Origin of the sequence: Candidatus Pelagibacter sp., from assembly GCF_052049675.1 — a bacterium.
Taxonomy (GTDB): domain Bacteria; phylum Pseudomonadota; class Alphaproteobacteria; order Pelagibacterales; family Pelagibacteraceae; genus Pelagibacter.
Map to the genome: position 1 here is coordinate 581,776 of NZ_JBNGZM010000001.1, position 24,602 is coordinate 606,377.

At 30.1% G+C, this 24,602-nt stretch carries 33 protein-coding genes; 20 read left to right on the top strand and 13 right to left on the bottom strand.

The window, feature by feature from the left end:
* The first annotated feature begins 9 nt into the window (after positions 1–9).
* From ACTT9L_RS03230 to ACTT9L_RS03260, 7 genes are all read left to right on the top strand, one after another.
* Complete coding sequence (locus ACTT9L_RS03230) at positions 10–954, top strand: cupin domain-containing protein (RefSeq protein ID WP_440927912.1); 945 nt, start codon at positions 10–12, stop codon at positions 952–954.
* A complete protein-coding gene (locus ACTT9L_RS03235) occupies positions 954–1,916 on the top strand; it encodes an ester cyclase (RefSeq protein WP_440927913.1) in 963 nt (320 codons plus the stop codon). The genes ACTT9L_RS03230 and ACTT9L_RS03235 overlap by 1 nt, the downstream gene beginning before the upstream one ends.
* 3 nt (positions 1,917–1,919) lie before the next feature.
* Positions 1,920–3,047, top strand: a complete 1,128-nt coding sequence (locus ACTT9L_RS03240) for a cobalamin-independent methionine synthase II family protein (protein WP_440927914.1) — start codon at positions 1,920–1,922, stop codon at positions 3,045–3,047.
* A gap of 83 nt (positions 3,048–3,130) precedes the next feature.
* On the top strand, positions 3,131–4,351 hold the full coding sequence (locus ACTT9L_RS03245) for an ABC transporter substrate-binding protein (protein ID WP_440927915.1): 1,221 nt from the start codon (positions 3,131–3,133) through the stop codon (positions 4,349–4,351).
* Between the two features lie 49 nt (positions 4,352–4,400).
* Complete coding sequence (locus tag ACTT9L_RS03250; RefSeq protein WP_440925111.1) at positions 4,401–5,429, top strand: carbohydrate ABC transporter permease; 1,029 nt, start codon at positions 4,401–4,403, stop codon at positions 5,427–5,429.
* 2 nt (positions 5,430–5,431) lie between these two features.
* A complete protein-coding gene (locus ACTT9L_RS03255; RefSeq protein WP_440925110.1) occupies positions 5,432–6,313 on the top strand; it encodes a carbohydrate ABC transporter permease in 882 nt (293 codons plus the stop codon).
* On the top strand, positions 6,310–6,972 hold the full coding sequence (locus ACTT9L_RS03260; protein ID WP_440927916.1) for an HAD-IA family hydrolase: 663 nt from the start codon (positions 6,310–6,312) through the stop codon (positions 6,970–6,972). Before ACTT9L_RS03255 ends, ACTT9L_RS03260 begins: the two co-directional genes overlap by 4 nt.
* On the opposite strand, the gene ACTT9L_RS03265 is transcribed toward ACTT9L_RS03260, so the two are convergent.
* From ACTT9L_RS03265 to ACTT9L_RS03275, 3 genes are read right to left on the bottom strand one after another with little or no spacing between them, the layout of a single operon-like run.
* Positions 6,959–7,714 carry an alpha/beta fold hydrolase gene (locus tag ACTT9L_RS03265; RefSeq protein ID WP_440927917.1) on the bottom strand — a complete coding sequence of 252 codons (756 nt, stop codon included), beginning with the start codon at positions 7,712–7,714 and terminating at the stop codon, positions 6,959–6,961. The two genes, ACTT9L_RS03260 and ACTT9L_RS03265, sit on opposite strands and share 14 nt — an antisense overlap.
* Entirely contained in the window at positions 7,711–8,316 is a 606-nt protein-coding gene (locus ACTT9L_RS03270; protein ID WP_440927918.1) for a LysE/ArgO family amino acid transporter, read from the bottom strand. Before ACTT9L_RS03270 ends, ACTT9L_RS03265 begins: the two co-directional genes overlap by 4 nt.
* A gap of 12 nt (positions 8,317–8,328) precedes the next feature.
* Positions 8,329–8,739, bottom strand: coding sequence for a VOC family protein (locus ACTT9L_RS03275; protein WP_271560141.1), 411 nt, complete (start codon positions 8,737–8,739; stop codon positions 8,329–8,331).
* Positions 8,740–8,819: 80 nt separating this feature from the next.
* Here ACTT9L_RS03275 and epsC point away from each other — a divergent pair, with 80 nt between their 5' ends.
* Positions 8,820–9,404 carry a serine O-acetyltransferase EpsC gene (epsC, locus tag ACTT9L_RS03280; RefSeq protein WP_440927919.1) on the top strand — a complete coding sequence of 195 codons (585 nt, stop codon included), beginning with the start codon at positions 8,820–8,822 and terminating at the stop codon, positions 9,402–9,404.
* A complete protein-coding gene (locus ACTT9L_RS03285; protein ID WP_440927920.1) occupies positions 9,397–10,398 on the top strand; it encodes a cysteine synthase A in 1,002 nt (333 codons plus the stop codon). Before epsC ends, ACTT9L_RS03285 begins: the two co-directional genes overlap by 8 nt.
* Here ACTT9L_RS03285 and ACTT9L_RS03290 read toward each other — a convergent pair.
* The gene (locus ACTT9L_RS03290; protein ID WP_440927921.1) at positions 10,395–10,811 is read right to left on the bottom strand and encodes a hypothetical protein; all 417 of its coding nucleotides are present in this window, start codon (positions 10,809–10,811) and stop codon (positions 10,395–10,397) included. The genes ACTT9L_RS03285 and ACTT9L_RS03290 overlap by 4 nt on opposite strands.
* Positions 10,812–10,968: 157 nt before the next feature.
* Here ACTT9L_RS03290 and ACTT9L_RS03295 point away from each other — a divergent pair, with 157 nt between their 5' ends.
* The 10 genes from ACTT9L_RS03295 (at position 10,969) to ACTT9L_RS03340 (ending at position 14,819) form a co-directional block, all read left to right on the top strand.
* Positions 10,969–11,445, top strand: coding sequence for a hypothetical protein (locus ACTT9L_RS03295; RefSeq protein WP_440927922.1), 477 nt, complete (start codon positions 10,969–10,971; stop codon positions 11,443–11,445).
* A gap of 9 nt (positions 11,446–11,454) precedes the next feature.
* Positions 11,455–11,841 (top strand): hypothetical protein, encoded by a 387-nt coding sequence (locus ACTT9L_RS03300; protein WP_440927923.1) that lies wholly within the window; start codon positions 11,455–11,457, stop codon positions 11,839–11,841.
* Between the two features lie 3 nt (positions 11,842–11,844).
* Positions 11,845–12,135, top strand: a complete 291-nt coding sequence (locus ACTT9L_RS03305; protein WP_440927924.1) for a hypothetical protein — start codon at positions 11,845–11,847, stop codon at positions 12,133–12,135.
* Positions 12,136–12,152: 17 nt separating this feature from the next.
* Positions 12,153–12,437: a hypothetical protein gene (locus tag ACTT9L_RS03310; RefSeq protein WP_023854076.1), complete on the top strand. Its 285-nt coding sequence runs from the start codon at positions 12,153–12,155 to the stop codon at positions 12,435–12,437.
* Positions 12,438–12,510: 73 nt separating this feature from the next.
* Entirely contained in the window at positions 12,511–12,861 is a 351-nt protein-coding gene (locus tag ACTT9L_RS03315; protein WP_440927925.1) for a cupin domain-containing protein, read from the top strand.
* Entirely contained in the window at positions 12,861–13,184 is a 324-nt protein-coding gene (locus ACTT9L_RS03320) for a hypothetical protein (protein ID WP_440927926.1), read from the top strand. Before ACTT9L_RS03315 ends, ACTT9L_RS03320 begins: the two co-directional genes overlap by 1 nt.
* Before the next feature lie 15 nt (positions 13,185–13,199).
* Complete coding sequence (locus ACTT9L_RS03325; RefSeq protein ID WP_440927927.1) at positions 13,200–13,520, top strand: nuclear transport factor 2 family protein; 321 nt, start codon at positions 13,200–13,202, stop codon at positions 13,518–13,520.
* Complete coding sequence (locus ACTT9L_RS03330) at positions 13,521–14,111, top strand: 2-hydroxychromene-2-carboxylate isomerase (protein ID WP_440927928.1); 591 nt, start codon at positions 13,521–13,523, stop codon at positions 14,109–14,111.
* A 38-nt stretch (positions 14,112–14,149) separates the two neighbouring features.
* Positions 14,150–14,482, top strand: coding sequence for a DMT family transporter (locus ACTT9L_RS03335; RefSeq protein WP_440927929.1), 333 nt, complete (start codon positions 14,150–14,152; stop codon positions 14,480–14,482).
* Between the two features lies 1 nt (position 14,483).
* Positions 14,484–14,819, top strand: a complete 336-nt coding sequence (locus ACTT9L_RS03340; protein WP_075484748.1) for an SMR family transporter — start codon at positions 14,484–14,486, stop codon at positions 14,817–14,819.
* Here the strand turns inward: ACTT9L_RS03340 and ACTT9L_RS03345 are convergent.
* The 3 genes from ACTT9L_RS03345 to ACTT9L_RS03355 are packed head-to-tail and all read right to left on the bottom strand — an operon-like array spanning position 14,798 to position 16,537.
* Positions 14,798–15,169, bottom strand: coding sequence for a DUF952 domain-containing protein (locus ACTT9L_RS03345; protein WP_440927930.1), 372 nt, complete (start codon positions 15,167–15,169; stop codon positions 14,798–14,800). The two genes, ACTT9L_RS03340 and ACTT9L_RS03345, sit on opposite strands and share 22 nt — an antisense overlap.
* A gap of 1 nt (position 15,170) precedes the next feature.
* The gene (locus ACTT9L_RS03350; RefSeq protein WP_440927931.1) at positions 15,171–15,734 is read right to left on the bottom strand and encodes a DUF924 family protein; all 564 of its coding nucleotides are present in this window, start codon (positions 15,732–15,734) and stop codon (positions 15,171–15,173) included.
* Entirely contained in the window at positions 15,731–16,537 is an 807-nt protein-coding gene (locus tag ACTT9L_RS03355) for an inositol monophosphatase family protein (RefSeq protein WP_440925092.1), read from the bottom strand. Before ACTT9L_RS03355 ends, ACTT9L_RS03350 begins: the two co-directional genes overlap by 4 nt.
* Before the next feature lie 67 nt (positions 16,538–16,604).
* On the opposite strand from ACTT9L_RS03355, the gene ACTT9L_RS03360 reads away from it, so the two are divergent.
* Positions 16,605–17,708 carry a TauD/TfdA family dioxygenase gene (locus ACTT9L_RS03360; protein ID WP_440927932.1) on the top strand — a complete coding sequence of 368 codons (1,104 nt, stop codon included), beginning with the start codon at positions 16,605–16,607 and terminating at the stop codon, positions 17,706–17,708.
* Here ACTT9L_RS03360 and ACTT9L_RS03365 read toward each other — a convergent pair.
* Genes ACTT9L_RS03365 through ACTT9L_RS03390 form a run of 6 tightly spaced genes read right to left on the bottom strand, consistent with a single transcriptional unit; the run spans position 17,698 to position 24,593 of the window.
* Positions 17,698–18,285, bottom strand: a complete 588-nt coding sequence (locus ACTT9L_RS03365; protein WP_440927933.1) for an FMN-dependent NADH-azoreductase — start codon at positions 18,283–18,285, stop codon at positions 17,698–17,700. The two genes, ACTT9L_RS03360 and ACTT9L_RS03365, sit on opposite strands and share 11 nt — an antisense overlap.
* Positions 18,286–18,294: 9 nt before the next feature.
* The gene (locus ACTT9L_RS03370; protein WP_440927934.1) at positions 18,295–19,002 is read right to left on the bottom strand and encodes a cytochrome c biogenesis CcdA family protein; all 708 of its coding nucleotides are present in this window, start codon (positions 19,000–19,002) and stop codon (positions 18,295–18,297) included.
* Positions 19,003–21,693, bottom strand: coding sequence for a phosphoenolpyruvate carboxylase (gene ppc / locus ACTT9L_RS03375; protein ID WP_440927935.1), 2,691 nt, complete (start codon positions 21,691–21,693; stop codon positions 19,003–19,005).
* Positions 21,668–22,579 (bottom strand): SMP-30/gluconolactonase/LRE family protein, encoded by a 912-nt coding sequence (locus tag ACTT9L_RS03380; RefSeq protein WP_440927936.1) that lies wholly within the window; start codon positions 22,577–22,579, stop codon positions 21,668–21,670. Before ACTT9L_RS03380 ends, ppc begins: the two co-directional genes overlap by 26 nt.
* Positions 22,572–23,744, bottom strand: coding sequence for a mandelate racemase/muconate lactonizing enzyme family protein (locus ACTT9L_RS03385; RefSeq protein ID WP_440927937.1), 1,173 nt, complete (start codon positions 23,742–23,744; stop codon positions 22,572–22,574). Before ACTT9L_RS03385 ends, ACTT9L_RS03380 begins: the two co-directional genes overlap by 8 nt.
* 6 nt (positions 23,745–23,750) lie before the next feature.
* A complete protein-coding gene (locus ACTT9L_RS03390) occupies positions 23,751–24,593 on the bottom strand; it encodes a fumarylacetoacetate hydrolase family protein (RefSeq protein ID WP_440927938.1) in 843 nt (280 codons plus the stop codon).
* Positions 24,594–24,602: the final 9 nt, after the last annotated feature.

Genomic DNA, 24,602 nt, shown 5'->3' on the forward strand with positions numbered 1-24,602 from the left:
TAAAAAAATATGAATAATCGATTAGCAAAGTTTGAGGATCTTGTTCCAAGTACTTTACCGTTTGTTGAGGGAAAGCTCGAAGGACACAAGGAAAGAAAAAATTATTCTATTGTAGGGCCTGGAGTTGCAGAAGACAGTAAACAATTCGTTAAAATAGCGATGCCTCATAGCTTTAATCTAGGGGCTGTCTCAGCGCTACCAAAAAATGGCTCAGGCTTACATAGTCATACAACTGCTGAAGTTTTTATTATCTATTCTGGTAAGTGGAGGTTCTATTGGGGTGCTGAAGGTAAAGATGAAACAATTCTAACTGCAGGAGATATAATTTCTATGCCTACTAATATGTTTAGAGGATTTGAAAATGCAGGAAATAAAGAGGGATTAATTTTTGTTGTATTGGGTGGAGATGATCCTGGAATAATCACGTGGGTACCAAGTGTATTAGAAAAAGCCAAACAGACAGGAATGGCCCTTTTAAATGACAATTCTCTAATTGATTTATCTAAAAATGATATTCCTAAAGATAAATCTCTACTAGAACCAATTTCTTCTGAACAAATTAAAAAATTTGATAATTATAATTTAAATGAACTTGAAAAATTTATTTGTAAATTTTCTGACAGAATTAAATATGAAAATAAAATAAATGAGAGTTTTAATTTAATACAGATATTAGGCAATGATTTTCAAGATAAAAAATTTAATCCTGTTATAAATCAGTATACAGGTTTTAACTTTTCAGTTTTAAAAGCAAAAAAAGGAATATTAGAAAATTTAAAATTTTCTAAGCCCTCAATAATGTTCTCTCAGAAAGGAAGTTGGCAAATTAAATTTGAAGATTTTGAATTAAAACTAAATCCTAAAGATACAATATCTATTCCTATTAATTCAAAAGTAAATATTGAAATTAATGAAGATGAGGAAAGCTTATTGAACTGTGTAACTCAAATCTAATGAAAGGGTTTGATAAAAAATATAAAAATTTTCCTGATTTTATTCTCAAGATTACAAAACAAATTTGGGAAGAAAAAGACGTTAACTCTATAGCAGATTTTTATACCAGTGATATCCCTGTAAGATCTCCTTTTGGAGTTACTTATGGAAATAAACCAGTTATTGATGCAACATTTAAAACATTAAAGGAATTCCCAGACAGACAATTGTTGGGTGAAGAAGTTATTTGGAATGGAAACGATGATACTGGTTATCATTCTTCTCATAGAATTTTGAGTAAAGGTACTCACCTTGGAGATGGTTATTACGGTAAACCAACAGGAAAAAATATTTATTATAGAGTAATTGCAGATTGTGCATGTAAAGATAATCAGGTTTACGATGAGTGGATTGTTAGAGATCAAGGTGCTATGGTTAGACAGATAGGTTTTACTCCTAAAGAATTTGCTCAAAAAATTATTGAAAATGAAGGTGGATTTGAAAAAGCACAAAAATTATTTAATTCTAAATCCGATATGAAGTCAGAGTATGTATCAACTACTGTCCCAAAAAACTCTGTTGGAGTTAATTATTCAAATATACTAAATAAAATTTTTAACACTGATTATAATTTTTCTGATTATGCCAGAGCAGCAAGTATTTACTGGCCAGGTAATAGAATTGGACATGGTAGAGAAGATATTATGAAATTCTGGAAATTAATTAAAGAAGCTTTAAGTAATATAAAATTTTCTGTTGAACACATTGGGTACTTAGAGGAACCAAATAAAAATTATAAAGCATCAATTAGATGGTTTTTAGATGCTGTTCATTCAAATGATACCTCTGAATTTGGTAAAGCAACAAATAAAAATATTTTTATAATGGGTATTAATCATGCAGAAATAACTAATGGAAATGTTATAAGAGAATGGGTTTTATTTGATGAAGTGGCGATCTGGAAACAAATTTTAATGAATTAATTAATGGTCAAAATTAAAACAACTCATGTTGGGAGTCTACCAAGATCAAATGAATTATCAGATCTTTTATTAAAGAAAGATCAAAAGCAAAAAATAAATTTAGATGTATTTGATCAAATAGTTAACAGAGACGTGAATGAGGTTGTTAAAAAACAAATCGATGTAGGTATAGATTTTATCAGCGATGGTGAAATGTCTAAAATAAGTTATGCTACTTATGTTAAGGATAGAATTGATGGTTTTTCTGGTGAAAGTGAAAGAAAAGCACCAAAAGATTTAGACGATTTTCCATCTTTTAAAGAAAGAATAGCTAGAACTGGTGGAACCCCTACTTATACAAGACCTTGTTGTACAAATGAATTAAAAGTAAAAGACAAGTCTTCTCTAACAAAAGATATTAATAATTTTAAAGAAGCTTTAAATAAAAATAATCACAAGAATGGATTCATGAATGCTGCATCACCAGGTGTCATATCAGCTTTCTTACCTAATAAATTTTATAAAAATGATGATGAATATTTAGAAAACTTGGCAAATATAATGAAAGAAGAATATGAGGAAATTACGTCAAGTGGAATAAAACTTCAGTTGGATTGTCCTGATTTAGCATTAGCTAGACACATGACATTTAAAGATTTTTCAGAAGATGAATTTTTATTAAGAGCTGAAAAACAAATTGAATGTCTCAACAGTGCGATTAGTAATATAGATAGCTCAAATATTAGACTTCATATTTGTTGGGGGAATTATGAAGGTCCACATTTACATGATATTGCACTAGAAAAAATAATGCCAATTGCTTTAAAAGCAAATGTACAAACTTATCTAATTGAGTCATCTAACCCTAGACATTCTCATGAATGGCAAACTTTTGAAAATTTAAAATTACCAAAGGATAAAATTATTGCTCCTGGAGTAATAGATTCTACCACAAATTTTGTTGAGCACCCTGAAGTTGTGAAAAATAGAATTTTAACATATGCAAAAGTGATTGATATAGAACAACTATTAGCTGGTACTGATTGTGGATTTAGTACCTTTGCTGGTTTTGGAAATGTGGACGAAAATATAGTTTATAAAAAACTCGAAGCACTCGTGAAAGGCTCAGAGCTTGCGTCAAAAGTGATTTAATTATCTCTTTTAATCTTTTTGATGAATAGATATAGTTTTTGCACATAAATTATAATTTAACAAACAAATAAAGAGAGAAGAATATGAGAAAAATACTAGTTACTTTATTGTTTCTACTATTTGGAACTTCTGCTTTTGCAGATTGTAACATTAAAAGTGGTTCAATAAATATTTTGGCTAATGATTTTCCTGCATTAAGAACTTTCGTTGAAACTTCTAAACAATGTAAAGGAAGTGCTGATTTTAAAGTGACTCACTCATCTGAGCATAATAAAATCGCAGTGCCAGCATTAACTGCAAATCCTTCTGAGTTTTCAGCTAGGATTGCTGCTAACAGTTCTATTGTTCCTTTAATGAACCAAGATTTGATTAGGCCTTTAGATAATCTTGTAAAAAAATATGGAAAAGGAATTCAGGACTCGCAATTAATTACAATTGATGGAAAAGTAATGGCTGTAGCTTTTATGGCTAATACTCAACATTTATACTACAGAGAAGATGTTTTGAAGGATCTTGGTATAGCAGTTCCAAAAACATACGAGGAAGTAGTTGCTGCATCTGAAAAAATTAGAGCTTCAGGTAAAATGCAATATCCTTATGCTGCTGCATATAAAGCAGGTTGGAATTTAGCAGAAGAGTTTGTAAACATGTTTATTGGTCATGGTGGCGAATTCTTTAAAGCAGGCGGTGCTCAACCGAATATTAACAACGCAAAAGGTGTTGCTACTTTAAACATGCTTAAAAAATTATCTGAACTAAGTAATCCTGATTACTTAACTCACGATAGTGAAGCTATTAAAGTTGAATGGGAATCAGGTAATGTTGCATTAATGACATTATGGGCTTCAAGATCAGGTACTCTTTTAGATGATGAAGGAGATCCAAACATTACTAAAGCAACAAAACTAACTGGACCAGCTACAGTGGGTGGTGGAAATATTCCAGCAGCTACATTATGGTGGGATGGTTTCACGCTTGCTAAAAACAGATCAGATGCAGACGCAGAAGCAACATTTAGAGCTTTAGCGCATGCAGCATCAAACAAGAAAATGGTAGCTGACGCAGCTGACCAAGCTGTTTGGTTAGTTGAAGGATTTGTTCCAGGACCAAAGTCTATTGGTGTAATTGAAGCTGTAAAAATGGGAGCAAAACCATATCCAATGTTACCACAAATGGGTTTAATGCATGGTGCATTAGGAAGTGAAATTGTTGAGTTTTTACAAGGAAAAGAGTCTGCGGAACAAGCATTAAAAGATGTTGAGGCTGCTTACATTAGTAAAGCTAAAGAACAAGGCTTTCTATAAAATCTAAAACTTTTAAGTGGGGATTAATTCCCCACTTACTCAAAATTTAATGCCTAATAAAACTTTTTTTTGGTTTTTTTTACCAACAGGTTTAGCAATGATCCTGTTTATTGGGCTACCAATCATTTCTACAGGAATTCAATCTTTTTATGCTCAACACGATCAAGTAGTAAAAGAAGTTAAAAAGTGTGACCCTTTTGGTTGCACTGTTTCAATAGTTGTAGATAACGAAGAAACTACAAAATTAAGAGAAGCTAAGCCGCTTGGTAAATTTAATGGGTTTGGAACTTATGTGGATAGAAATCATCTAGCTATTGATGAAATTAAAAAATTTTGGAATGAAACTGAGAGTTTTGGTGCTTTCGTAGATCAAGTAACCAATCTTCCATTTTACAAGGCATTAATATTTACCCTAACCTATTGTTTGTTTGTTACACCAAATGTTCTTTTATTAGGATTTATTATTGCTTTAAGTTTAAATGCAGTTGCAAGAAAAATTAGGGGACCGCTAATTTTTGGTACGATATTGCCGATGATAGTTACACCTCTAGTAGGGTCTCTTGTATTATTTTGGATGATAGATTCTCAAGGAATTATTGGAGCCAATATTCAAAATTTAATGAATGATCCTTATTTATCATTAAAATCGTCTAAAACATTAACCTGGATCACTATTATTATATATGGAATTTGGCATCACTCACCTTTTGCATTTGTAGTATTTTATGCAGCTCTTCAAACAGTTCCTCAAGAACCAGTAGAAGCTGCAATTATTGACGGCGCATCAAGGTTTCAAAGAATTAAACATATAGTGTTGCCGCATATTTATCCTGTAGTTACTTTTGTAGCTTTGATTTCGTTAATGGATAACTTCAGGGTTTTTGAGCCAATAATTGGCTTTAGTGCTGAGGGAAGTGCACAATCATTATCATGGTTAATCTATGATAATTTAGTAAATGAGGAAGTCATATTATTTGGATCTGCTGCAGCAACCTCTATGATGACGATTGTTGGTATAGCAATTTTATTAGCTCCAGTTTTAATAAGAACATGGAAAGAATTTAAAACAGCGAGATAATTATGGATTATGGTCTAGATAGAAAATCAACAAGTTTAAAAACTTTCAATACAATTTTTATTATTGTTTGGCTTTTAATTGCTTGCTTTCCTTTCATTTGGACTTTTTGGGGATCATTTAAAGTTAGGGCTGATTTTTTTTCAAGATCAGATTGGTGGTATGCTATTTCTGCCTTCAATACTTTAATTGAAACTGGTGGAAAATTTACAACTGATGCATATACCCAAGCTTGGACTGAAGGGGAGTTTTGGAAAGCATCCAAAAATACAATAATTGTAACTGTATTTGTTGTAAGCATTTCATTATTTTTAGGTACACTTGGTGCTTACGCTCTTTCAAGATCAACTGAAAGATATGCATTTTGGATATTAATTGCAGCATTAATTTTTAGAGCAATGCCTCACATCACTCTAGTATCAGGATATTTATTTCCATTTTTTCAATTACAAATATGGGGAATTCTCCCCACAACTATAGTTGTATTAGTAGCAATTAATCAACCATTTACTTTATGGTTACTGTATTCATTTTTTAAAACAGTCCCTAAAGAACTTGATGAAAGTGCTTTGATAGATGGATGTTCATACTTTCAAGCTTTTAGACATATTATCATGCCAGTGATGTGGCCAGGAGTAATTACTGCAGGATTATTTAGTTTAATGCTTGCTTACAATGATTTTACAGTAACCGCATTACTTTTAAACCAAGAAAATCATACTATGGTTCCAAAAATTCAAAGTTATTTAGGAACAAATCAACATGAAGGAAATTTAATGTGGGCAGTTTCTGCAGTAGTTTCAGCAACAGCTCCTTTATTTATGTTGGTGATGTTTTTTCAAAGGCAGGTTATTAGTGGTTTAACTGCTGGAGCTGTAAAAGGTTGAAATATTACAAAGCTTTACTTTTTGGTTCCATTGGATCAATTGTTGAAACTTCAGAGATTCAAAGAAAGTCATTCAATAAAGCGTTCGAACAATATGGGCTTAAATGGAATTGGACTAAGCGTGAGTATTTAAGTTTATTAAATAAATCTGGAGGAAAAGATAGAATATCTAGATACGCAAAGAAGAATAAAGAAATTGTAAACTCTACATATTTAAGAAATTTAAAAACTAAAATATTCAATAATTACCTTAAAAAAAACCAGCTTAAATTAAGACCAGGTGTTAAAAATTTAATTTTATTTTGTAAAAAAAAAAAAATAAAATTAGCTTTTGTCTCATCAACATCTATAAACAATATAAATGCAATCTTATATTCATTGAGGAATTCAATTAATAAAAAGGATTTTAGTTTTGTAGGTAATTCAAAATTAGTTAAAAAATTAAAACCAAATCCTGCAATATATTTACTAGCACTAAAAAAACTTAAGATTAAAGCTGACGATTGTTTGGCTATTGAAGACACACAAGAAAGCCTAAATTCAGCTAAGCGATCTAAAATAAAATGTATAATTTTTCCTGGGAAATTTCATTCTTCAAGAAAATTTAGTGGTGCTTATAAAAAAGTTTACAGACTAAATAATAATATTATTCTGAGATAAATTCTTGTATTAAATTATTAAAATGATCAGGCTGTTCTAAATGAACATTGTGGGCACAATCTTTAAAAATTTTTAAACGACTATTTTTTATGTTTTTATTTAATATTTCTACTTGATCAAAATTGTAGGAAGTATCTTTGTCTCCCCATATAATCAAAGTTTCGTTCTTTATATTTTTTAAATCTTCTTTGCCACTCCAGTTTTTCATTGCCAATAAAGCATTATCAGCGGTCACTAAAGAAACACCTTTAACTGCATTTTTACATAAATAATAATTTTTATCTTTATCTCCTTTAACAAACCATTTTTTTGGAACTCTAGAAAATGAAACCTCAATTCCATCTTTTTTTAATTTTTCTCTTGTTTTGTCTATTGTTTCAAATCTACCAGGTATTTCTCCAATTGATCCGGTAGCAAAACAAATTAACTTATTAACTCTATCACCAATTATTTTTGTAATTTCTTGAGCAATCATTCCTCCCATTGAATGTCCAATTAAATTAAATTTATCAATATTTTTTTGATCTAGTAAATCTATTATTTGTCTGGCCATTTTATTTATAGAGTCTAAAGATTTAACATTATGACTTTCACCAAAGCCTGGAAGAGCTGGAATTATTACACGATAATATTTTGAAAAAAATTCTTTTTGAAGGCTCCACATTTCAGATGAGCCTAAATAACCATGAACAAAAACAAATGGAAACCCCTTACCTACATCTTCCACATAAATATTACTCACAACATTTCCTTAATAATAAAAAAAATTAAGACAGTCATAAAACCTATAATAAATATATTAATTACTTTCCAAATTTTTTTACTTTTAGCATACTCTGATAAATAATTAGATAAATACCCCAATATAAAAAAGAATAAAAACGATGCTATAGACGCACCTACCCCAAATAAAATTTTTTGATTTAGTAAATAATTTTTTGAAAAATTTCCAAGAAAAAAAACTGTATCAGAATAAACGTGTGGATTTAAATAGGTAAATCCTAAAGTTTTAAGTATGATATTTAATTTTGAAATGTTATTTGGTTCAATGCTAAAATTAAAATCTGAATAATAAGACTTTATTTTTTTATAAATAAAGTGAATTAAAAATAAAATTAAAAATAAATTTAAAATTAGTTCAATTAAAGAATTAAAATATTGATTAAAATAATGGAAAAGGAAAATACCTAAAAAAATTAATATCAGATCTGATAAAGAGCATATTAAACAAACAATAAATACGTGTTGTTTTTTTAAACCTTGTTCTATTACAAATATATTCTGGGCACCAATAGCTAAAATTAAGCTTATCCCAGTAAAGAAGCCTAATACTAGGTATTCCATTTAAGTTTTAGACTATTCTGGATTTGCAGTTAAAGTTTTAATTTCTAAAATATTTTCGTTTGGATCTTTAACAAAGAAAGTTTCTTGCTCGTATTTTGTTCCTTTAAATCTCAAATAAGGTTCGTCGTAATACTTGGTTCCACTATCCTTTAATCTTTGTTTTAGAGCATCAAAGTCTTTTCTTGATAAATGAACACCAAAATGAGGAACTGAAACATTACCCATGTCTACATCGTGTCTCTCATTATCTAATTTATGTTCACTTTTATGTAAGGTTAATTCATTGCCCCAAAAATCTACATCTGCCCACTCTTGTGCTGAGTTGTCTAATCTACATCCCAAAGTTTCACTGTAAAACTTTTTTGCGATCTCTAAGTCTCCACACGGGATGGCTAGATGAAAACAATTGGTGTTTTTATACATTTAAACCTCTTTAAATTAAGCAATTAAGTACTATATAAGGCATATAATTTTTTAATCAACAGCAACTAAACTAAAGAAATATGAGTGATTTTTTACAATCCATAATTGATAGAGATCCTGCTGCAAGGTCAAAGTTAAGTTTGATATTAACTTATCCTGGTGTTAAAGCAGTTTTTTTTCATCGAATAGCAAATTTTTTTAGTACTGCAAAATTTCATTTGATAGCAAGAATCATTTCTCAATTTTCAAGATTCTTAACTGGAATAGAAATTCATCCTAATGCAAAAATTGGAAAAAATTTATTTATAGATCATGGAATGGGTGTTGTGATTGGTGAAACTTCAGACATTGGGGATAATGTAACTATCTATCACATGGTTACGTTAGGTGGAATTGCTCCAAGCATTAATTCAAATCACCAACGAAATATGAAAAGACATCCAACTATAAAAGAAGATGTAGTTATTGGTTCAGGTGCACAAGTATTAGGTCCTGTTGTCGTTGGCAAAGGTGCTAGAATTGGAGCAAATGCAGTCATTACAAAAGATGTTTCAGAAAATGCTGTAATGGTTGGAATTCCTGCAAGAAATGTTGGAATAGCAGATAGTGAATTTAAACCTTATGGAATTACGTCTGATAGTGATAAAAAATCAGATAATGAATAATACCCAAAACGATTTTATTTCTGGAATAGGAAATACTCCATTAATTAAACTCAGAGCAGCCTCTGAAATTACTGGGTGTAACATTTATGGAAAAGCAGAATTTTTAAATCCTGGAGGATCAGTAAAAGATAGAGCTGCTCTTGCATTAATTAAAGATGCTCAAGAAAAAAAGTTAATTTCTAAAGGTGGAACTGTTGTCGAGGGAACAGCTGGTAATACAGGAATAGGTTTGGGTCTTTTAGGAAATTCTCTTGGTTATAAAACTATAATTGTAATGAATGACAATCAAACACAAGAGAAAAAAGATTTACTTAGAAACCTTGGAGCTGAATTAAGATTAGTTCCACCTAAGCCTTATAAAGATGACAACAACTTTGTAAAAGTAGCAGCTAGACTTGCAGATGAACTAAGACCTACAAATAATAATGGAGTGATTTGGGCTAACCAATTCGATAATACTGCAAATGCCAGAGGACATTATGAGGGAACAGGTCAAGAAATCTGGGAACAAACTGATGGTAAAGTAGATGGTTTTGTTTGTTCTTCAGGGACTGGAGGTACAATTTCAGGTGTCAGCAATGCTCTTAAAGAAAAGAATAAAGATATAAAAATTTACCTATCTGATCCAAAAGGTTCTGCTCTTTATAATTACATAAAAAATGGTGAACTTAAATCGGAGGGTGGATCAATTACTGAAGGAATTGGTTCAAGTAGAGTAACAGCTAACTTTGGTGAAGCTAAGATTGATAATGCTTATTCAATAGATGATCATGAGGCACTACCTATTCTTTATGATTTAATTCAAAACGAAGGATTAAGTTTAGGTACAAGCTGTGGAATAAATATTGCAGGAGCAATTAGAATGGGAAAAGAGTTAGGGCCAGGAAAAACTATTGTTACTATTCTTTGTGATAGAAGTGACAAATACGCAACTAAAATGTTTAATAAAAAATTTTTAGAAGAAAAAGGTCTGCCAATACCTAATTGGTTTTAAATATAAATTTTATCAGCTAATCCGTAAGTAAGAATAGCACTTAAAATTGTAAGTACTCCAGCAGCTATTACACCTTCACTGTTAGTCTTTTCAGTGTGTCCAAGTTTATTTATGTAAATGGTATAAATACCAAATATTAAGTACATTAAATTTTGAACAAATACTAAATTAAAGAACGCCCAAGTTCCATTTACTCCACCGTCTCTAACGAACATAATATAAATAGCCATTAGGAAAGACCCAACAAAAGGAGCTCCAAAAAATCTTGTAATCACAGCTGCCGAATGATCGATGTTATATTGATCCATAAAACTCTTTGTTCCAACTATGGCTCTAAAAGCATAAACAGCGTAAACAAGGAAATGAACAATAAAAATTATTAGATAAACAATTCCATTAAATTCTTCGATCATAGATAATTATTATCAAATATTTAAATTAAATAAAACAGCATAATTAACATTTTTTATGCTCTGAAATTGCATAACTGTCGCGCGCTATAAACACGAGTGACTCATTAACAATTATGTAACAGTGTTGTGTTAAATTTAATAATTTAAAGAGGTAAAAATGAAGAAAATTTTATTTTTAATAATTTTTTTAACGATCTCAAATTACTCATTAGCAGAGACAGGAAAATTTAATGCTGCTGGAGCAGGATCATGGTCATTAAATGCAATGGATGCTGGAAACGGTAATATGAGTATTACATATGATGGTAATGCTGGGCTTATGGATAAAGAACCCGGAAGTATTTTTGACAAATCTACTATGCATTGCATTGGTGGATTAACATTGGTAGCTGGAAAATTTGACGATGAAACAGGTATGTGTACTTTTTATCTAATGGATGGTGAAAAGGTTTATATTAATTACAAAGGTAAAGGAACTGGTGGCCAAGGTGGAACAGGTACTTTTGTTATTGTTGGTGGAACAGGAAAATATGAAAATATTTCAGGAAGTGGTAATTCAAGTCGACAAAATATAAGAGGTAAAGCTGGTATGGCTCACTCTATGAATCAAATGAGTGGTGAATATACTTTTTAGAAAGGGAAAATGAAAAAAATAATTTTTACGTTTTTATTGATTTTGCTAACAGCAACTTCACATGCAAAAATAAGTAATAAAGAAATATCCGATTCTTTAAAATGTGCAGGAATTTTTACATCTACTCAGTTTATTAAACAAGGTGAGCTTCCAAATGGAGATTTAGCTTACAAAGAAAATAGTTTGGCTGCAGCAAAGGTTACTAGAGAATTTCTTACAAATGAGGGTGTTTTAGAGGATAAAATAAATTCAAGTATAAATTCTACTGTTGATGAAATGTTTGGTAAACCTTATCAAAAAACTTTAATGGATAATTGCTATGCGTTTATTTTCAAATTAATACCAAATGGTAAAGAAAAAGTAGAGGAAACTTCTAAAACAATTTATGGAGGATAAAATATGATTATAAAAATAGAGGAAAATATAAAATCGTTTTCAGCATGGAGGGATATGGTTAAAGATAATGCTGAAAAAATTAAAGGATTTGGTGCAACCATTATTTTTGCTGGTGTATCAAAAGAAGACGCTTCAAAATTTACAGTGATTGTAAAATATGCAACAATGCAGGGGTTTGAGGCATTTAAAAATGATAAAGAACTTCACGCTGCAAGAGCTGCAGCTGGTGTTGACTTAGATTCTGCAAAAATCACTCCCATGAATGGAGACTTTATGGAAAATTTTTCAGGATAATAAAATAGGAGGAAAAAATGGAAAAAGAAATGCTAGTAGTAGCAAAGTTAAAAGAAGGTACTTTTGAGAAATTCATGGGATTTATGCAATCTCCTGAAGGACTTGCTGAAAGGGCTAAAGTTGCTGTGGTTGAAAAAACAATTGGAACTGTAACTCCAGACAAAAGCACTGTAATGTTTAAAATATTTTGTACTGATGAAGCTGCACTTCATAAGTTTATAGAAGGTACAGAGGTATCAAAGCCAATAATGGATGAAGTGTTAGACAGTTACTCAATATATGATTTAACTAAGGTTAAATAGAAAGCTGAGGCTACACATACTGACTAATCTCTGCTAGACTTAGTAACTAAATCATTAGTAACAAGGAGGAAAAATGGTTGGAATAGAAGTAAAAAGTTTTGATAAAGCAGATGAAGTAAATGATAATTTTAATAATGCTAAAATTGAAGCGGTCAAAGTTGGAAATCAAAGATTGATGAAACTTACTTTGCAACCTGGTTGGCAATGGTCAAAAGACATAAAGCCAACAGTTGGTGGCGACAGCTGTCAAGCTACACATCTTGGTATAATTATCTCAGGTGCAGTTTGTGCAAAACATAATGATGGAACTGAACTAACTTATAAAGCTGGTGATGCATATTCAATACAACCAGGTCATGATGGATGGGTTGTTGGAGATAAACCAGCAGTAGTATATGAATTTCATGGAATGTGGGGTGAGTAATGTCTAAATTTTATGTAATTGGAAAGGCAAGTCCTGAGTTATTAAAAAAAATGCATGCTGACCCTAACGCAGATAGAGGTGCAGTAATGAAATCAATGTGTGATAGCTTAGGAGTAAAAGCAATAAGTTATGAATGGTTAAGAGGACGTTTTGATGTTCTTTTCTGTGTTGAAGGAGATTATGAAAGTGTTCTTGCTATGAAAGTAACTGTTTTAAATAGTGGAATGATGTCAGATCTGATGGTTCATGAAGTATTTGATTACAACAGTGCATTTAAAAAGGCAGCTGATGTTTCAAAAAGTTATAAAAAACCAGGTGAATAAATAGAAAGGAATAATATGTCTATATTAGAAAAATATAGTGCTGCAATAAAAAATAAAGATGAAGCAGTGATGAATGATCTTTTGCATGATGATTTTAAATTCACAATGCATAAGTCAGGAAATGTTTTAGGCAAAAGTGACGTTATCAAATGGGCAATGAGCGGCGACATAAATCAAGATAAAGTAAGAGTTGTCTATGAAAATGAGGAAGTTGGTGTTCATCATTCATTTGTTACTTTTGATGATGGAAATGTAGAGGCTGTAATGGCAGTTTATAAATATGATAATGGAAAAATTGTTAGTTTAGAAACTGGTGCTACACCTATGCCAAAGTAAGTGAGTGGTATTGATTTTTATTTTTCGATAGGAAGTACTTACACCTATCTTTCTGTAACAAGAATACTTGATGTTGAAAAACAACATCAAGTAAAATTTAATTGGAAACCCTTTTCAGTTAGAGCAATTATGAGGGAAATGAATAATATCCCATTTCCAAAAGATAAAATTAATAAAGTCAATTACATGTGGAGAGATATTGAAAGACGAGCAGAAGGATATGGTTTTTTTGCTAAGACACCAGTTCCCTACCCTTTATCAGAGTTTGATTTAGCAAATCAAATCGCAATTCTTGGCTTTGAAAAAGGTTGGGGAGAAAAATTTGTAATTCTTACTTATAAAAAATGGTTTCAGGAAGGAAAAGAACCAGCGATAGAACCTAACATTAATGAGGTTTGTGATGAATTAAATTTAAATAAAGATGAAATCATATCTGAGGCAAAATCAGAAATTATAGAGGCAAAATATAACGAGAACACTAATTCAGCTCGTGAAAATAAAATTTTTGGTAGTCCATCTTTTATAGTGAAAAATGAACTCTTCTGGGGTGATGATCGAATGGAAGATGCTATTAAATGGTCTCTTAAATAATTCTATATATTCTAACAAAATTCATTTAAACTCTTTGTATGAGTCTTGCTAGTTCATATTTATTTTTAGGTATTGCAGTATTTTTAGGTGTAACTTCAAACAGTTTTGCAAAAAGTGCTGAAGGTTTTACACTTTTTGTTCCAAGTATAATTACAGCAATTACAATTGTATTGTGTATGTATGCACTTTCATTAGTAATGAAAAATATACCTATGGGAATTACCTACGCCTCTTTCGCTGGACTCACAATTATTGCAACAGTCATTGTGGGTGTAATTAAATATAATCAAGTTCCCAATTTATATTCTATGATAGGACTAGCATTTATTATAGTTGGCGTATTAATGGTAAATTTATTAGGAAATCAATAATATGAAACCTTTGTTGGGTTATTTATTTTTAGCTTTAGGTATTTCTTTTGGAATTGCATCTAATAGCTTAGCCAAAATTTCTGAAGGATTTACAAAACTAACTCCATCTGTTTTATGCATTCTATTTATGTGTATTACAATGTTTTCAATTGCAAAAGCAATGCATGCTCTTCCAGTTGGTTTTGCTTATGCAACATATAGTGGGCTAACAGTAACGGGAGTAGTACTATTTGCAGTATTAAAACTTAATCAGGTCCCAAATATTTATGGAATTGTAGGAATAATATTAATTATTGTTGGTGTAATAATGGTTAATTATCTTGGTCGGCTAAACTGATATTTTTTTAAAATCTCTTGAAGTTTATGATTTCCATCCTCATCAAGAGGTAAATCGAATTCTTCCTCAACATTTGAGATATCTAAAGGTGAATATAAATGAGGATACATATCTCCATTTGAAGCTTGTTCCCATAGTAAGTGCTCAAGTTTAAATGCATTCACTTTTAATAAAAGTAAATTTTCTTTTTTTGGATAATGTCTTCTAAGCGTTTCCTCTACTTGATCTTCCTCTGAGAAATGTATGTAACCATCTTCGATATCCTTTTTAGATCCTCCATAAGTCCCAATTTGTTTGGCTTTTTGCCAATCATCTTTATCAATAATTTTGAAAATAAACTCTAAATTCATTTTACCAAGAAGAGTTTGGACCTTTTAAGAATTCTTTTTCTTCTTCTGTAGACTCTCGACCTAATATTTCATTTCTATGTGGATATCTATGAAATAATCTAATAGCTTTTGTATGATCCTGCCAAAACTTTTTAATTTTATGATATTCTTCATGCTCTCTTAAATATTTATTTAATAAATAATATGCCATTTCGTGATCACTAATTTCCTCACTATGAATTAAAGGTAATAGCATAAAAAATCTTTGATCAACATTCATGGCTTCTAAATAGCCAGAGTAAACTGCGTCATTTACAATTAATCTTGTTTTTTGGTCCTTATCAAAAGCTCTTTTATCACCTCTAAATAAATTACGTGAAAACTGATCAAACAAAATTACAAGAGCTAAGCAGCTCATTGGGTTATCTTGCCAGTCGTCATACTCATTATTACACGCAAACTCATAATCTTTTAGAAAATTATCTCTGATTTTTTTATCAAAGATTTCATCTTTTTTGAAACGTATTTCAAAAGGAGTTTCTTTAAACCAAAAATCTAAAATAACTTGTGCTCTTTCTGGTATCATTTTGATACTGGTTTTAATAATTTTAGAAAATTATTATGAATTTTTTTATTTGAAGAGACCAGGATATTTCCAGCATTAGTAGCATCTCTATTATCCCAGGTACTAATGATACCACCTGCTGCCTTAATAATTGGTATTAGTGGATGAATATCCCAAATTTTATTTGAGCACTGTATTACTATATCAACTCTTCCCTCCGCTAAGTGAGAATAACTTAATGCATCACTGCATGGAAATTGCATTAATTTCAAAATTTTTGGAATTTTTTTTTGTTTGTTTAATGACAACCATCCATGAAATGCTGCAGAAACCTTTACATTTTTAAACGTAGCTTTTTTATTTACTGATAATTTTTTCTTTTTTCCTTGAGAAATGACATAAGCAAGTTGATCAGAATAATTTAAATAATATTTTTTAAGAACTGGAAAGTTTGCTAATCCCAGAATTGGTATTCCCTTAAAATTTAATGAAATTAAGTTACTCCAAGTTGGGTTTCCTATAACGTATGATCTTGTTCCATCTATAGGGTCAATTACCCAGGTATAATCACTTTTTGAATTTGTTGAACCATATTCTTCACCAATAACTTGATGTGTAGGAAATTTTTTTTTAATCCTTGAACGTATAAATTTTTCAAAAGCTCTGTCTGAAGTAGTTACTGGATCATAACCTTTTCCTTTAAGCTTGTTAGATACTTTAAAAGTTCTGTTCAATTTTGAATTATAGAACTTAGTTAAATCCTTTGCTAATTGATTCAAAAAACTAGCGTATATAGGGTATTTTTTTCTATCAAAATTAATCACACAGAACTCATACTATTTAATTTATGTTGATTAAAGTTAAATTTTAAATAATCCTCAGGTGGTAATTATGAAAATTGAGCTAAATCAAAATAAGGTTTTTTACAATAATGGATCTGAAAAAAAAGAAATTCACCCATTCTGGTTACGTGAAAGAGTAAATGGCGAAGAATACCTAGATAAAGGAACTCAACAGAGGCTTTTTGATCCTACTTCCTTGAGTAGTGATATTTCAATAAATAAAGCAAATATTAATGAAAAATATTTGGAAATTGATTTTAATGATGGTGTTACTTCAAAACTAGAAATTGATAAAATTGCTTTAGAATTTTCTAATGAAGATATTGTTATTAAATCAATAGAAAAAACTAAATGGGACTCGCGACTTAAAAATATTAAAAATTTTCAGTATCAAAAAGATTTTTATGAAAGTAAGGAAATGCATGATTTGCTTGTTTCTTTTTATCAATATGGATTTGTTATTATAAAGAATATTCCAACATCAAAAAACTATATTGTAGAATTTGCAAATTCCATAGGAAGTGTACGAAGAACAAATTTTGGAGAATACTTTAATGTTAAATCTAAACCAGATCCTAATGATCTTGCTTACACATCTTTAGCCTTAGCTCCTCATACTGATAATCCTTATAGAAATCCTGTACCGTGTATTCAGTTATTACATTGTATTGAAAGTAAAGTATCAGGCGGACTATCATCTTTAGTTGACGGTTATACTGTTACGGAAGAATTAAGAAGTAAATTTCCAGAATTTTATGATATTTTAACAGAGGTAAAAGTTAGATTTAGATTTGTAGATAAAGAAGTAATATTAGAAAACATCTCTCCATTAATTGAACTTAACGATGATAAAAGTTTTAGACAAGTTAGATTTAGTCCTAGACTAGACTACGTTCCAATTTTAGATAAAGAAAAATTAGATCTTTATTATCAAGCAAGAAAGAAACTATCTGAAATGTATAATTCTGAGAAATATAGAATTGAATTTAAACTTGAGCCTAAAGACTTAATAATGATGGATAATCATCGATTACTACATGGTAGAACATCTTATGAAACTAAAGAAGGTGAAAGATTTTTACAAGGTTGTTATATTGATTTTGATAGTACCGAGGGGAAACTTAGACATTTAAAAAGAAAGTTTAATCTTTAAATAATTTTTCTATTTGTGCCTCTGCATCGCTTATTGATTTTTCATAATCTAATGCCATTTGATCTGCACTGACAATATCTACTTTTTCAATTCCAAAAAAATTAAGAATAAATTTTAACCATGGAGTTAAGAAATCCTCAGAACTGTTCAATTTGGTTCCTCCAGAGGTTATTACTAAATAGGCATGTTTATTTTTTAATAACCCTTCCCGTCTCCCATTAGGTTTAAATCTAAATGTTTCTCCAATTCTAGCTGCTAAATCTGACCAAGCTTTAAGTGTTGCAGGAGGACCATAATTATAAATAGGAGCTGAAATTATAATCACATCACTTTCTTTTAACTCTTTTACTAATTTATCAGAAAGTTCGAACATTTTTTTGTGGTGCTCTGTCTGATCTTTTTCATCAATTTTCATACCCGACTCTGTAAGTCCGCTTACAAAAAACATTTCATCATCTAAATCACGATAAATCACCTTATCTCCAGGTTTTTTAATTTTCTCTAAAAGTTTTTTAGCAAGTGCACGTGAGGTTGATCCTTTTTTTCTAGCACTTGAGTCTATTTGATAAATCTTCATTAATACCTTTTATCCGAATTTTTGCATAAAAGGAAAGATTTCAATTATATAAAATCCAATCGCTTGTAATTGGTTAGTTAGGATCAAAATACCTGTTACTAAAAGAATAATTCCACCAATTTTTGATATTAAATTAATATTTTTCCTAAAGTTCTTAGAAAATAATAAAAATCTTTGAATTAAATATCCTGATAAAACAAAAGGAATTGCAAGTCCTAATGAGTATAAAATTAATAATATAATTGCTCTTGATAAAGTTTCCTCAATAGATGCTAAAGCTAAAATTGAACCTAAAATTGGACCAATACATGGTGTCCAACCAAAACCAAAAGCAACACCGATTACATATGGAAAAAGAATATTTCTTGATTCTTTTGCATCGAATCTTTTTTCAAAATTTAAGTAGGGAATATTGATTATTCCAATTAATTGAAGAGAGAAAATAATTATAACTATTCCAGCTACAATTCTTAATATTTCTGAATTTTGTAAAAGTGTTTGACCTAAAAATGATGCAGATGCTCCTAAAAGAACAAAAACTGTAGAGAACCCTAAACAAAATAAAATTAACGGAAAAAAGTTTATTTCTTTTTTATTTAGTATTTCTTGTAATGATTGACCAGATATATAAGAAATATATCCAGGTATTAAAGGTAACACACATGGAGACAAAAAACTTATAAGCCCTGCTCCAAAAGCAATTAAATATTCAAACATTTATCCGGTATTTTTCATTGCAGCAGATATACCTGCGATAGATGTCATTAAAGCATCATCAAGAAATTTTTTATCCAATTTTTTGTATTTTTTCTTTGTTAATTTATTCATTATATTCGCCTGTAAAATGTTTAACATCTCTGTATAATTGCTCCTAATAAACAGTGCTTTTCTAAATTTTTTTCTTTCTTTTACCACTTCCTTTGGAGTTATTTTATTATGCAATTTGACCAGTGCATCAAATTGATATCTTAGTTTTTTACCAATTCTCCTTAATGGGGCATCTGCCAAATTATTTTCATAAATCACTGATATTTCTGGATCAACTTTTGAAATTACCATATCTAAAATATCCATTGTCGAAACAAAATATGGCCAGTTTTTTTCCATGTCCATCATAGTTTTTTTAAACTTTTTAATTGATCCATATCTCAAAGCCTCGGTTGTTCCTAACCAAGCTGGTAACATTAATCTAATTTGCGTCCAAGCAAATACCCAAGGTATCGCTCTTAGACCTTGTATGTTATCAACATTCTTTCTTTTTGTTGGTCTAGAACCTATAGCTAGCTTTCCTAAAGACTTGTGAGGTGTAACAGTTTTAAAGTATCTGATAAAGTCTTCGCTTTGATTTAAATATTTCCTATAAGCAGATGTTGAGATTTCAGACATGTTCTGGATTAACGCTCGCCAATTAGGCTTAGATCTTGGAGGTGGATTTAAAGAAGCGTCCATAACCGCTCCGATGTAGCTACAAAGATTATATTCAGCTAAAGGTTTGTATCCATATTTTTGTTGAATTACCTCTCCCTGATCAGTAATTCTAATTTTTCCATTTACAGTTCCAGCTGGTTGGGATTTTAATGTTGCCTGAATTGGACCACCTCCTCTTCCTGGAGACCCTCCTCTTCCATGAAAGAAAACCAAATCAAAACTATATTTTTTTGCTAAACCTCTTAATTCCTCTTGAAGTTTGTATTGATGCCAACTAGCTGACAATTTACCTGCATCTTTACTTGAGTCTGAGTATCCAATCATTACTTCTTGATTAGCGTTTGCCATTTTTCTATACCAAGAAAGTTTAAATAAATTTTTCATAACGCTATTTGCATTTTTTAGGTCATCTAAAGTTTCAAAAAGTGGGACAACCCTTAAAAAATTTTTTATTTTTGCTTGAATTTGTAAAAAATACACAGATAAAATATCTGATGCAGTAGAAGTCATTGATATAACATACGCGCCTAAACATTCATTAGGAGTTTTTGATATTTGCTTAAATGTGTTCCAAACTTCCTTGTTTTCTTTGTTAGTTATTTTTATTCTATCGACAAAATATTTTTTTTCTTTAATTAATTTATTCAATAATTTTATTTTTTCTTTTTCACTTAATAAATTATATTTAATATTATATTTTTTTTTAAAAAGTTCATTTAGAAGCTTGCTATGTCGATCCGCTTCTTGTCTTATATCTAATCTGGCAAGATTGATACCAAAACATCTTACTCTTCTCATTAAGTCTAGTAAATCTGCATTTGCAATATGGTCCTCTTTATTTAATTTTAAAGAATTTCTTACCTCTCTTAATGGAAGTGTAATTTCATATTTATTTTGTATCAATTTCTTTTCATCCAGTATCGAATTATTATTTAAATGATTTTCGATTAGATGATGTGTTAATCTTACTTTATCTCTTATAGGTCTTAAGAATACTCTATATGGTTCAAAACTATTTCCAGTTACTTTTTTAATTTTCACAGAACATTCTTCCATTGATAAATCTTGTATTAATTTTGTAAGTTCTTTGTCGTATAATTTTGCAGCTTGCCATCGAGAAAATAGCAAAACTTTTTTAGTGACTTCAGCAGTCACATTTGGATTTCCATCTCTATCTCCTCCCATCCAGGATCCAAATTGAATAGGATTAAAGTCTCTAGGTAAATCTTTCTTTAAATTTTTTCTAAATATATCATTAAGTCTCTTATAAACTTTAGGTATTGTATCCCATAAACTGTCCTCAATTACTGCCAACCCCCATCTTGCCTCATCAAGTGGGGAAGGCTTAGTCCTCTTAAGTTCGTCTGTTTTCCATATTATAGCAATTTCTGAATATAGCTGTCTGTCTAATTCGATAATCTTAGATGGATATTTTTTATAGAGATGCCTTTTTTCCAATATATCTATTAAATTTGCATATTTTTGAATTAAGGTCCTTCTTTTTACTTCTGTTGGGTGTGCAGTTAAAACAATTCCAATATCAAGTTTTGTTGCTTGTTCATAAATTTTTTTATCAGGAATTTTTTTATTTTTAAAAAGACCTTCAATTAAATCTTCAATAAATAAATTTTGATTTTTATTTTTAAAATATGGATTTTCATATTCATTAAGCTTCCTTGAAGCATCAATTGACTCTGCAAGATTTAATAAATTTAAAATGTGTGAAAATGCTCTTGTTAACTTAAATGTATTTTCTGGTGAAAGTTTTTTTACTTCCATGGATATTTTAGATAAAACTTTACTTTTATTTTTGTCTCTTAGAGTATTTTTGGATAATAACCTAAATTTTTCAACAATATTGAAAAAGTTCTTACCCTCTTGATCTTTTATAACTTTACCAAGAAAAGTACCTAGTAATCTAAAATCTTCTCTTAAAAGCTTTGTAGGTATTCGCTCATAGTAAAGATCTCTTTTCTTCATTACTTAAAATAAATTTTTTCTGTAAAATTCCTTTCGAGTTAGTTTTTACACTAAAAAAGAAGCCAGAATATCTAAATTTTCGCAAATCTGCTTTGTTCATTCCTTTTGTTGCTGTTGAAACATAAAGTTCTTGATTATTTTTACCTCCAAATGCACAGTTAGTAATGTTTTTAGCTGGAAAATGAATTCTATGAATTAATTTTGCCTTACTGTTAAATACTGAGACGCATGCCCCACGAAAATGTGCGACCCATAAATTTTTATTTTTATCTAAAGTCATTCCATCTGGAACTCCTTCCTCCAGTGACAATTTTTTAAATATTTTTTTACTAATTATTTTATTTTTTTTATTTATCTTAATTTTATAAATAGTTTTTTTCCGACTATCAGTGTGGTATAAGTTATATTCATCAATAAATGCTGGACCATTTGTAATTCTATAATTTTTGTCAACTTTAGTTAATTTAAGATTTTTATCTAACTTATACAAAGATCCTTTTTCAATATTTCTCTCTAGATTATCCATAGTACCAAACCAAAGATTTCCAGCAGGGTCTGTTTTGCCATCATTTATTCTATTTAACTTTATTTTTGGCTCTATAGGTATTGATTTTAAAACTTTTTTTGATTTTAAATTTTGAATTCTTAATTCTCCCTGAAGACCTAAAATAAAAATATGATTATTAATATGAGCAATGAAACCTACTTCTTTATTGACTTTAAATATATTCTTTTTTTTATTTTTAATATTTAAAGAACAAATTCTCTTTTTCTTTATATCTACAAAGTAAATTGAATTATGCTCTTTAACCCAAAGTGTTCCTTCACCTAGAGTGCATCTTAATTTCCAAATTGGTTTTGGTTCTGAAGTTTTAATTTTATTCATTTACCTCAAACTCTTTAATAAAGTCCTCATTTGGGTTTATACCAATACCTGTATTATCTGTCACTGATGCAAATCCATTATTATCTTTAACTTGATCAAAAATTGAAAAATTCTCTTTTGGCAGATCTGTTATAAAGATATTTTTTTCTGTAGTATCAAATTCAAGCATAGATTTTGTAGGAAATAATCCCCCTGGCATATCAGGTTGTGAGGTTAACAAATGAAGATTGACCGCAATACTTACAGCAGATCCCCAAACATGATTGACCACTGGAACAAAGTTAGCTTGAGCCATGGCCACAACCTTCAAATATTCTGTAATGCCACCTAACCCACATACCTCTGGTTGAGCTATATCAATGCATTTATTTTCTATAAGTTTATTCCATCCATATTTCGTAAATTCAGCCTCACCGCCTGCAATACTAGTGGAGATTTTTTGTTTTAATTCTTTATACCCGTCATAATCCTCAGGAGCAACAGGTTCCTCAAACCAATAAATATCTAATTCATCCAAACCTTTTCCAACGTAAAGTGCATCTTTCAAGTTATAAGCATGATTTGCATCAACCATTAATTTAAAATCTTTGCCTATAGAGTTTCTAACTGCTTGTACTAACTTTAAATCTTCTTTTGGACCCAATCCAACTTTCATTTTCATAGCTTTAAAGTTTTTTGATTTAATCTGTTTTGCTTCTTCTTGAAATAATGGAATTAACTCATCAATTGATTTTTTTTGCAACATCATCCCATATCCATATACAGGAACATCATCATTACATTTTCCACCAACAAGTTGGTAAAGGGGAGAATTTGTTTTTTTTCCTAAGATATCCCATAGAGCTATATCTACTCCTGATAAAGCTTGTATTGGCATCCCCTTTTGACCACTATCTCTTAAAAGATTGTAAACTTTTTGCCAGATATACTCTTTGTTTAAAGGGTCTTCACCAATCACCAAAGGCTGTATAACCTTTTCTACAATATACTTGTTTGCTAAAGCTATATTTCCAGGGCCAAAACACTCACCCCAACCCGTTATTCCTTCATCTGTTTGGACTTCAACTAGGTGAGCTGTACGATGTTTATAGTATTGTTGTGAGTAACCGAGTTCTTTTTCTAACTCATATCTAAGTACATGACTTTTAATAGAAGTTATTTTCACAACAAATTATAAAGCAACTACCTTCGAGTTTTGCTCTCCTAAATTTTCAACTGATAATTTCATAATATCACCTGCTTTTAAGAATTGCTGTGGCTTCATTCCCATGCCTACTCCTGGAGGTGTCCCGGTTGTAATAATATCTCCTGGTAAAAGGGTCATATACTTACTCAAATAAGATACTATCACATCAACATTAAATATCATTGTGCTTGTATTACCTGTTTGCATTCTTTTTCCATTTACATCTAAGCTCATTTTTAAATTATTAACGTCTGATATTTCATCTTTTGTAACTAAATGTGGACCAACAGGGCCATAAGTGTCATGAGATTTTCCTTTGACCCATTGTCCCATTTTTTCAAGTTGCCACTCACGTTCACTTACATCATTTACTAAACAATAACCTAAAATATGATCTTGTGATTTATTTTCTGCAATATGTTTGGCTTCTTTACCAATTACAATACCAAGCTCTACCTCCCAGTCTAATTTTTTTGATCCTGAAACTATTTCAACATCATCGTTGGGTCCAACTATACAGCTAGTTGCCTTCATAAAAACTATTGGTTCTTTTGGAATATCAGCACCAACTTCAGCAGCATGATCTGAATAATTAAGACCTATAGCTATAAACTTACGTGGGCTAGTTATACAAGAGCCTATTCTTTCATTTGAGGATAATTCAGGTAAACTCGATAAATCAGCATTTTGTAACTTTGCAAAAGTCTCGAAGTTTAAGAAATCAGGATTTAAATCTTTAATATGAGAACTTATGTCCCTAATTTTACCATCCTTATCCATAATAGCTGGCTTTTCACTTCCTTTTTTTCCTACTCTTAATAATTTCATATTTATCCT

What these genes read in the sequence shown, in the direction of transcription:
- ACTT9L_RS03230 (WP_440927912.1), top strand. Translation starts at nt 10, where the DNA reads ATGAATAATCGATTAGCAAAGTTTGAGGATCTTGTTCCAAGTACTTTA.
- ACTT9L_RS03235 (WP_440927913.1), top strand. Translation starts at nt 954, where the DNA reads ATGAAAGGGTTTGATAAAAAATATAAAAATTTTCCTGATTTTATTCTC.
- ACTT9L_RS03240 (WP_440927914.1), top strand. Translation starts at nt 1,920, where the DNA reads ATGGTCAAAATTAAAACAACTCATGTTGGGAGTCTACCAAGATCAAAT.
- ACTT9L_RS03245 (WP_440927915.1), top strand. Translation starts at nt 3,131, where the DNA reads ATGAGAAAAATACTAGTTACTTTATTGTTTCTACTATTTGGAACTTCT.
- ACTT9L_RS03250 (WP_440925111.1), top strand. Translation starts at nt 4,401, where the DNA reads ATGCCTAATAAAACTTTTTTTTGGTTTTTTTTACCAACAGGTTTAGCA.
- ACTT9L_RS03255 (WP_440925110.1), top strand. Translation starts at nt 5,432, where the DNA reads ATGGATTATGGTCTAGATAGAAAATCAACAAGTTTAAAAACTTTCAAT.
- ACTT9L_RS03270 (WP_440927918.1), bottom strand. Translation starts at nt 8,316, where the DNA reads ATGGAATACCTAGTATTAGGCTTCTTTACTGGGATAAGCTTAATTTTA.
- ACTT9L_RS03275 (WP_271560141.1), bottom strand. Translation starts at nt 8,739, where the DNA reads ATGTATAAAAACACCAATTGTTTTCATCTAGCCATCCCGTGTGGAGAC.
- epsC (WP_440927919.1), top strand. Translation starts at nt 8,820, where the DNA reads ATGAGTGATTTTTTACAATCCATAATTGATAGAGATCCTGCTGCAAGG.
- ACTT9L_RS03285 (WP_440927920.1), top strand. Translation starts at nt 9,397, where the DNA reads ATGAATAATACCCAAAACGATTTTATTTCTGGAATAGGAAATACTCCA.
- ACTT9L_RS03290 (WP_440927921.1), bottom strand. Translation starts at nt 10,811, where the DNA reads ATGATCGAAGAATTTAATGGAATTGTTTATCTAATAATTTTTATTGTT.
- ACTT9L_RS03295 (WP_440927922.1), top strand. Translation starts at nt 10,969, where the DNA reads ATGAAGAAAATTTTATTTTTAATAATTTTTTTAACGATCTCAAATTAC.
- ACTT9L_RS03300 (WP_440927923.1), top strand. Translation starts at nt 11,455, where the DNA reads ATGAAAAAAATAATTTTTACGTTTTTATTGATTTTGCTAACAGCAACT.
- ACTT9L_RS03305 (WP_440927924.1), top strand. Translation starts at nt 11,845, where the DNA reads ATGATTATAAAAATAGAGGAAAATATAAAATCGTTTTCAGCATGGAGG.
- ACTT9L_RS03310 (WP_023854076.1), top strand. Translation starts at nt 12,153, where the DNA reads ATGGAAAAAGAAATGCTAGTAGTAGCAAAGTTAAAAGAAGGTACTTTT.
- ACTT9L_RS03315 (WP_440927925.1), top strand. Translation starts at nt 12,511, where the DNA reads ATGGTTGGAATAGAAGTAAAAAGTTTTGATAAAGCAGATGAAGTAAAT.
- ACTT9L_RS03320 (WP_440927926.1), top strand. Translation starts at nt 12,861, where the DNA reads ATGTCTAAATTTTATGTAATTGGAAAGGCAAGTCCTGAGTTATTAAAA.
- ACTT9L_RS03325 (WP_440927927.1), top strand. Translation starts at nt 13,200, where the DNA reads ATGTCTATATTAGAAAAATATAGTGCTGCAATAAAAAATAAAGATGAA.
- ACTT9L_RS03335 (WP_440927929.1), top strand. Translation starts at nt 14,150, where the DNA reads ATGAGTCTTGCTAGTTCATATTTATTTTTAGGTATTGCAGTATTTTTA.
- ACTT9L_RS03340 (WP_075484748.1), top strand. Translation starts at nt 14,484, where the DNA reads ATGAAACCTTTGTTGGGTTATTTATTTTTAGCTTTAGGTATTTCTTTT.
- ACTT9L_RS03345 (WP_440927930.1), bottom strand. Translation starts at nt 15,169, where the DNA reads ATGAATTTAGAGTTTATTTTCAAAATTATTGATAAAGATGATTGGCAA.
- ACTT9L_RS03350 (WP_440927931.1), bottom strand. Translation starts at nt 15,734, where the DNA reads ATGATACCAGAAAGAGCACAAGTTATTTTAGATTTTTGGTTTAAAGAA.
- ACTT9L_RS03360 (WP_440927932.1), top strand. Translation starts at nt 16,605, where the DNA reads ATGAAAATTGAGCTAAATCAAAATAAGGTTTTTTACAATAATGGATCT.
- ACTT9L_RS03365 (WP_440927933.1), bottom strand. Translation starts at nt 18,285, where the DNA reads ATGAAGATTTATCAAATAGACTCAAGTGCTAGAAAAAAAGGATCAACC.
- ACTT9L_RS03370 (WP_440927934.1), bottom strand. Translation starts at nt 19,002, where the DNA reads ATGTTTGAATATTTAATTGCTTTTGGAGCAGGGCTTATAAGTTTTTTG.
- ppc (WP_440927935.1), bottom strand. Translation starts at nt 21,693, where the DNA reads ATGAAGAAAAGAGATCTTTACTATGAGCGAATACCTACAAAGCTTTTA.
- ACTT9L_RS03380 (WP_440927936.1), bottom strand. Translation starts at nt 22,579, where the DNA reads ATGAATAAAATTAAAACTTCAGAACCAAAACCAATTTGGAAATTAAGA.
- ACTT9L_RS03390 (WP_440927938.1), bottom strand. Translation starts at nt 24,593, where the DNA reads ATGAAATTATTAAGAGTAGGAAAAAAAGGAAGTGAAAAGCCAGCTATT.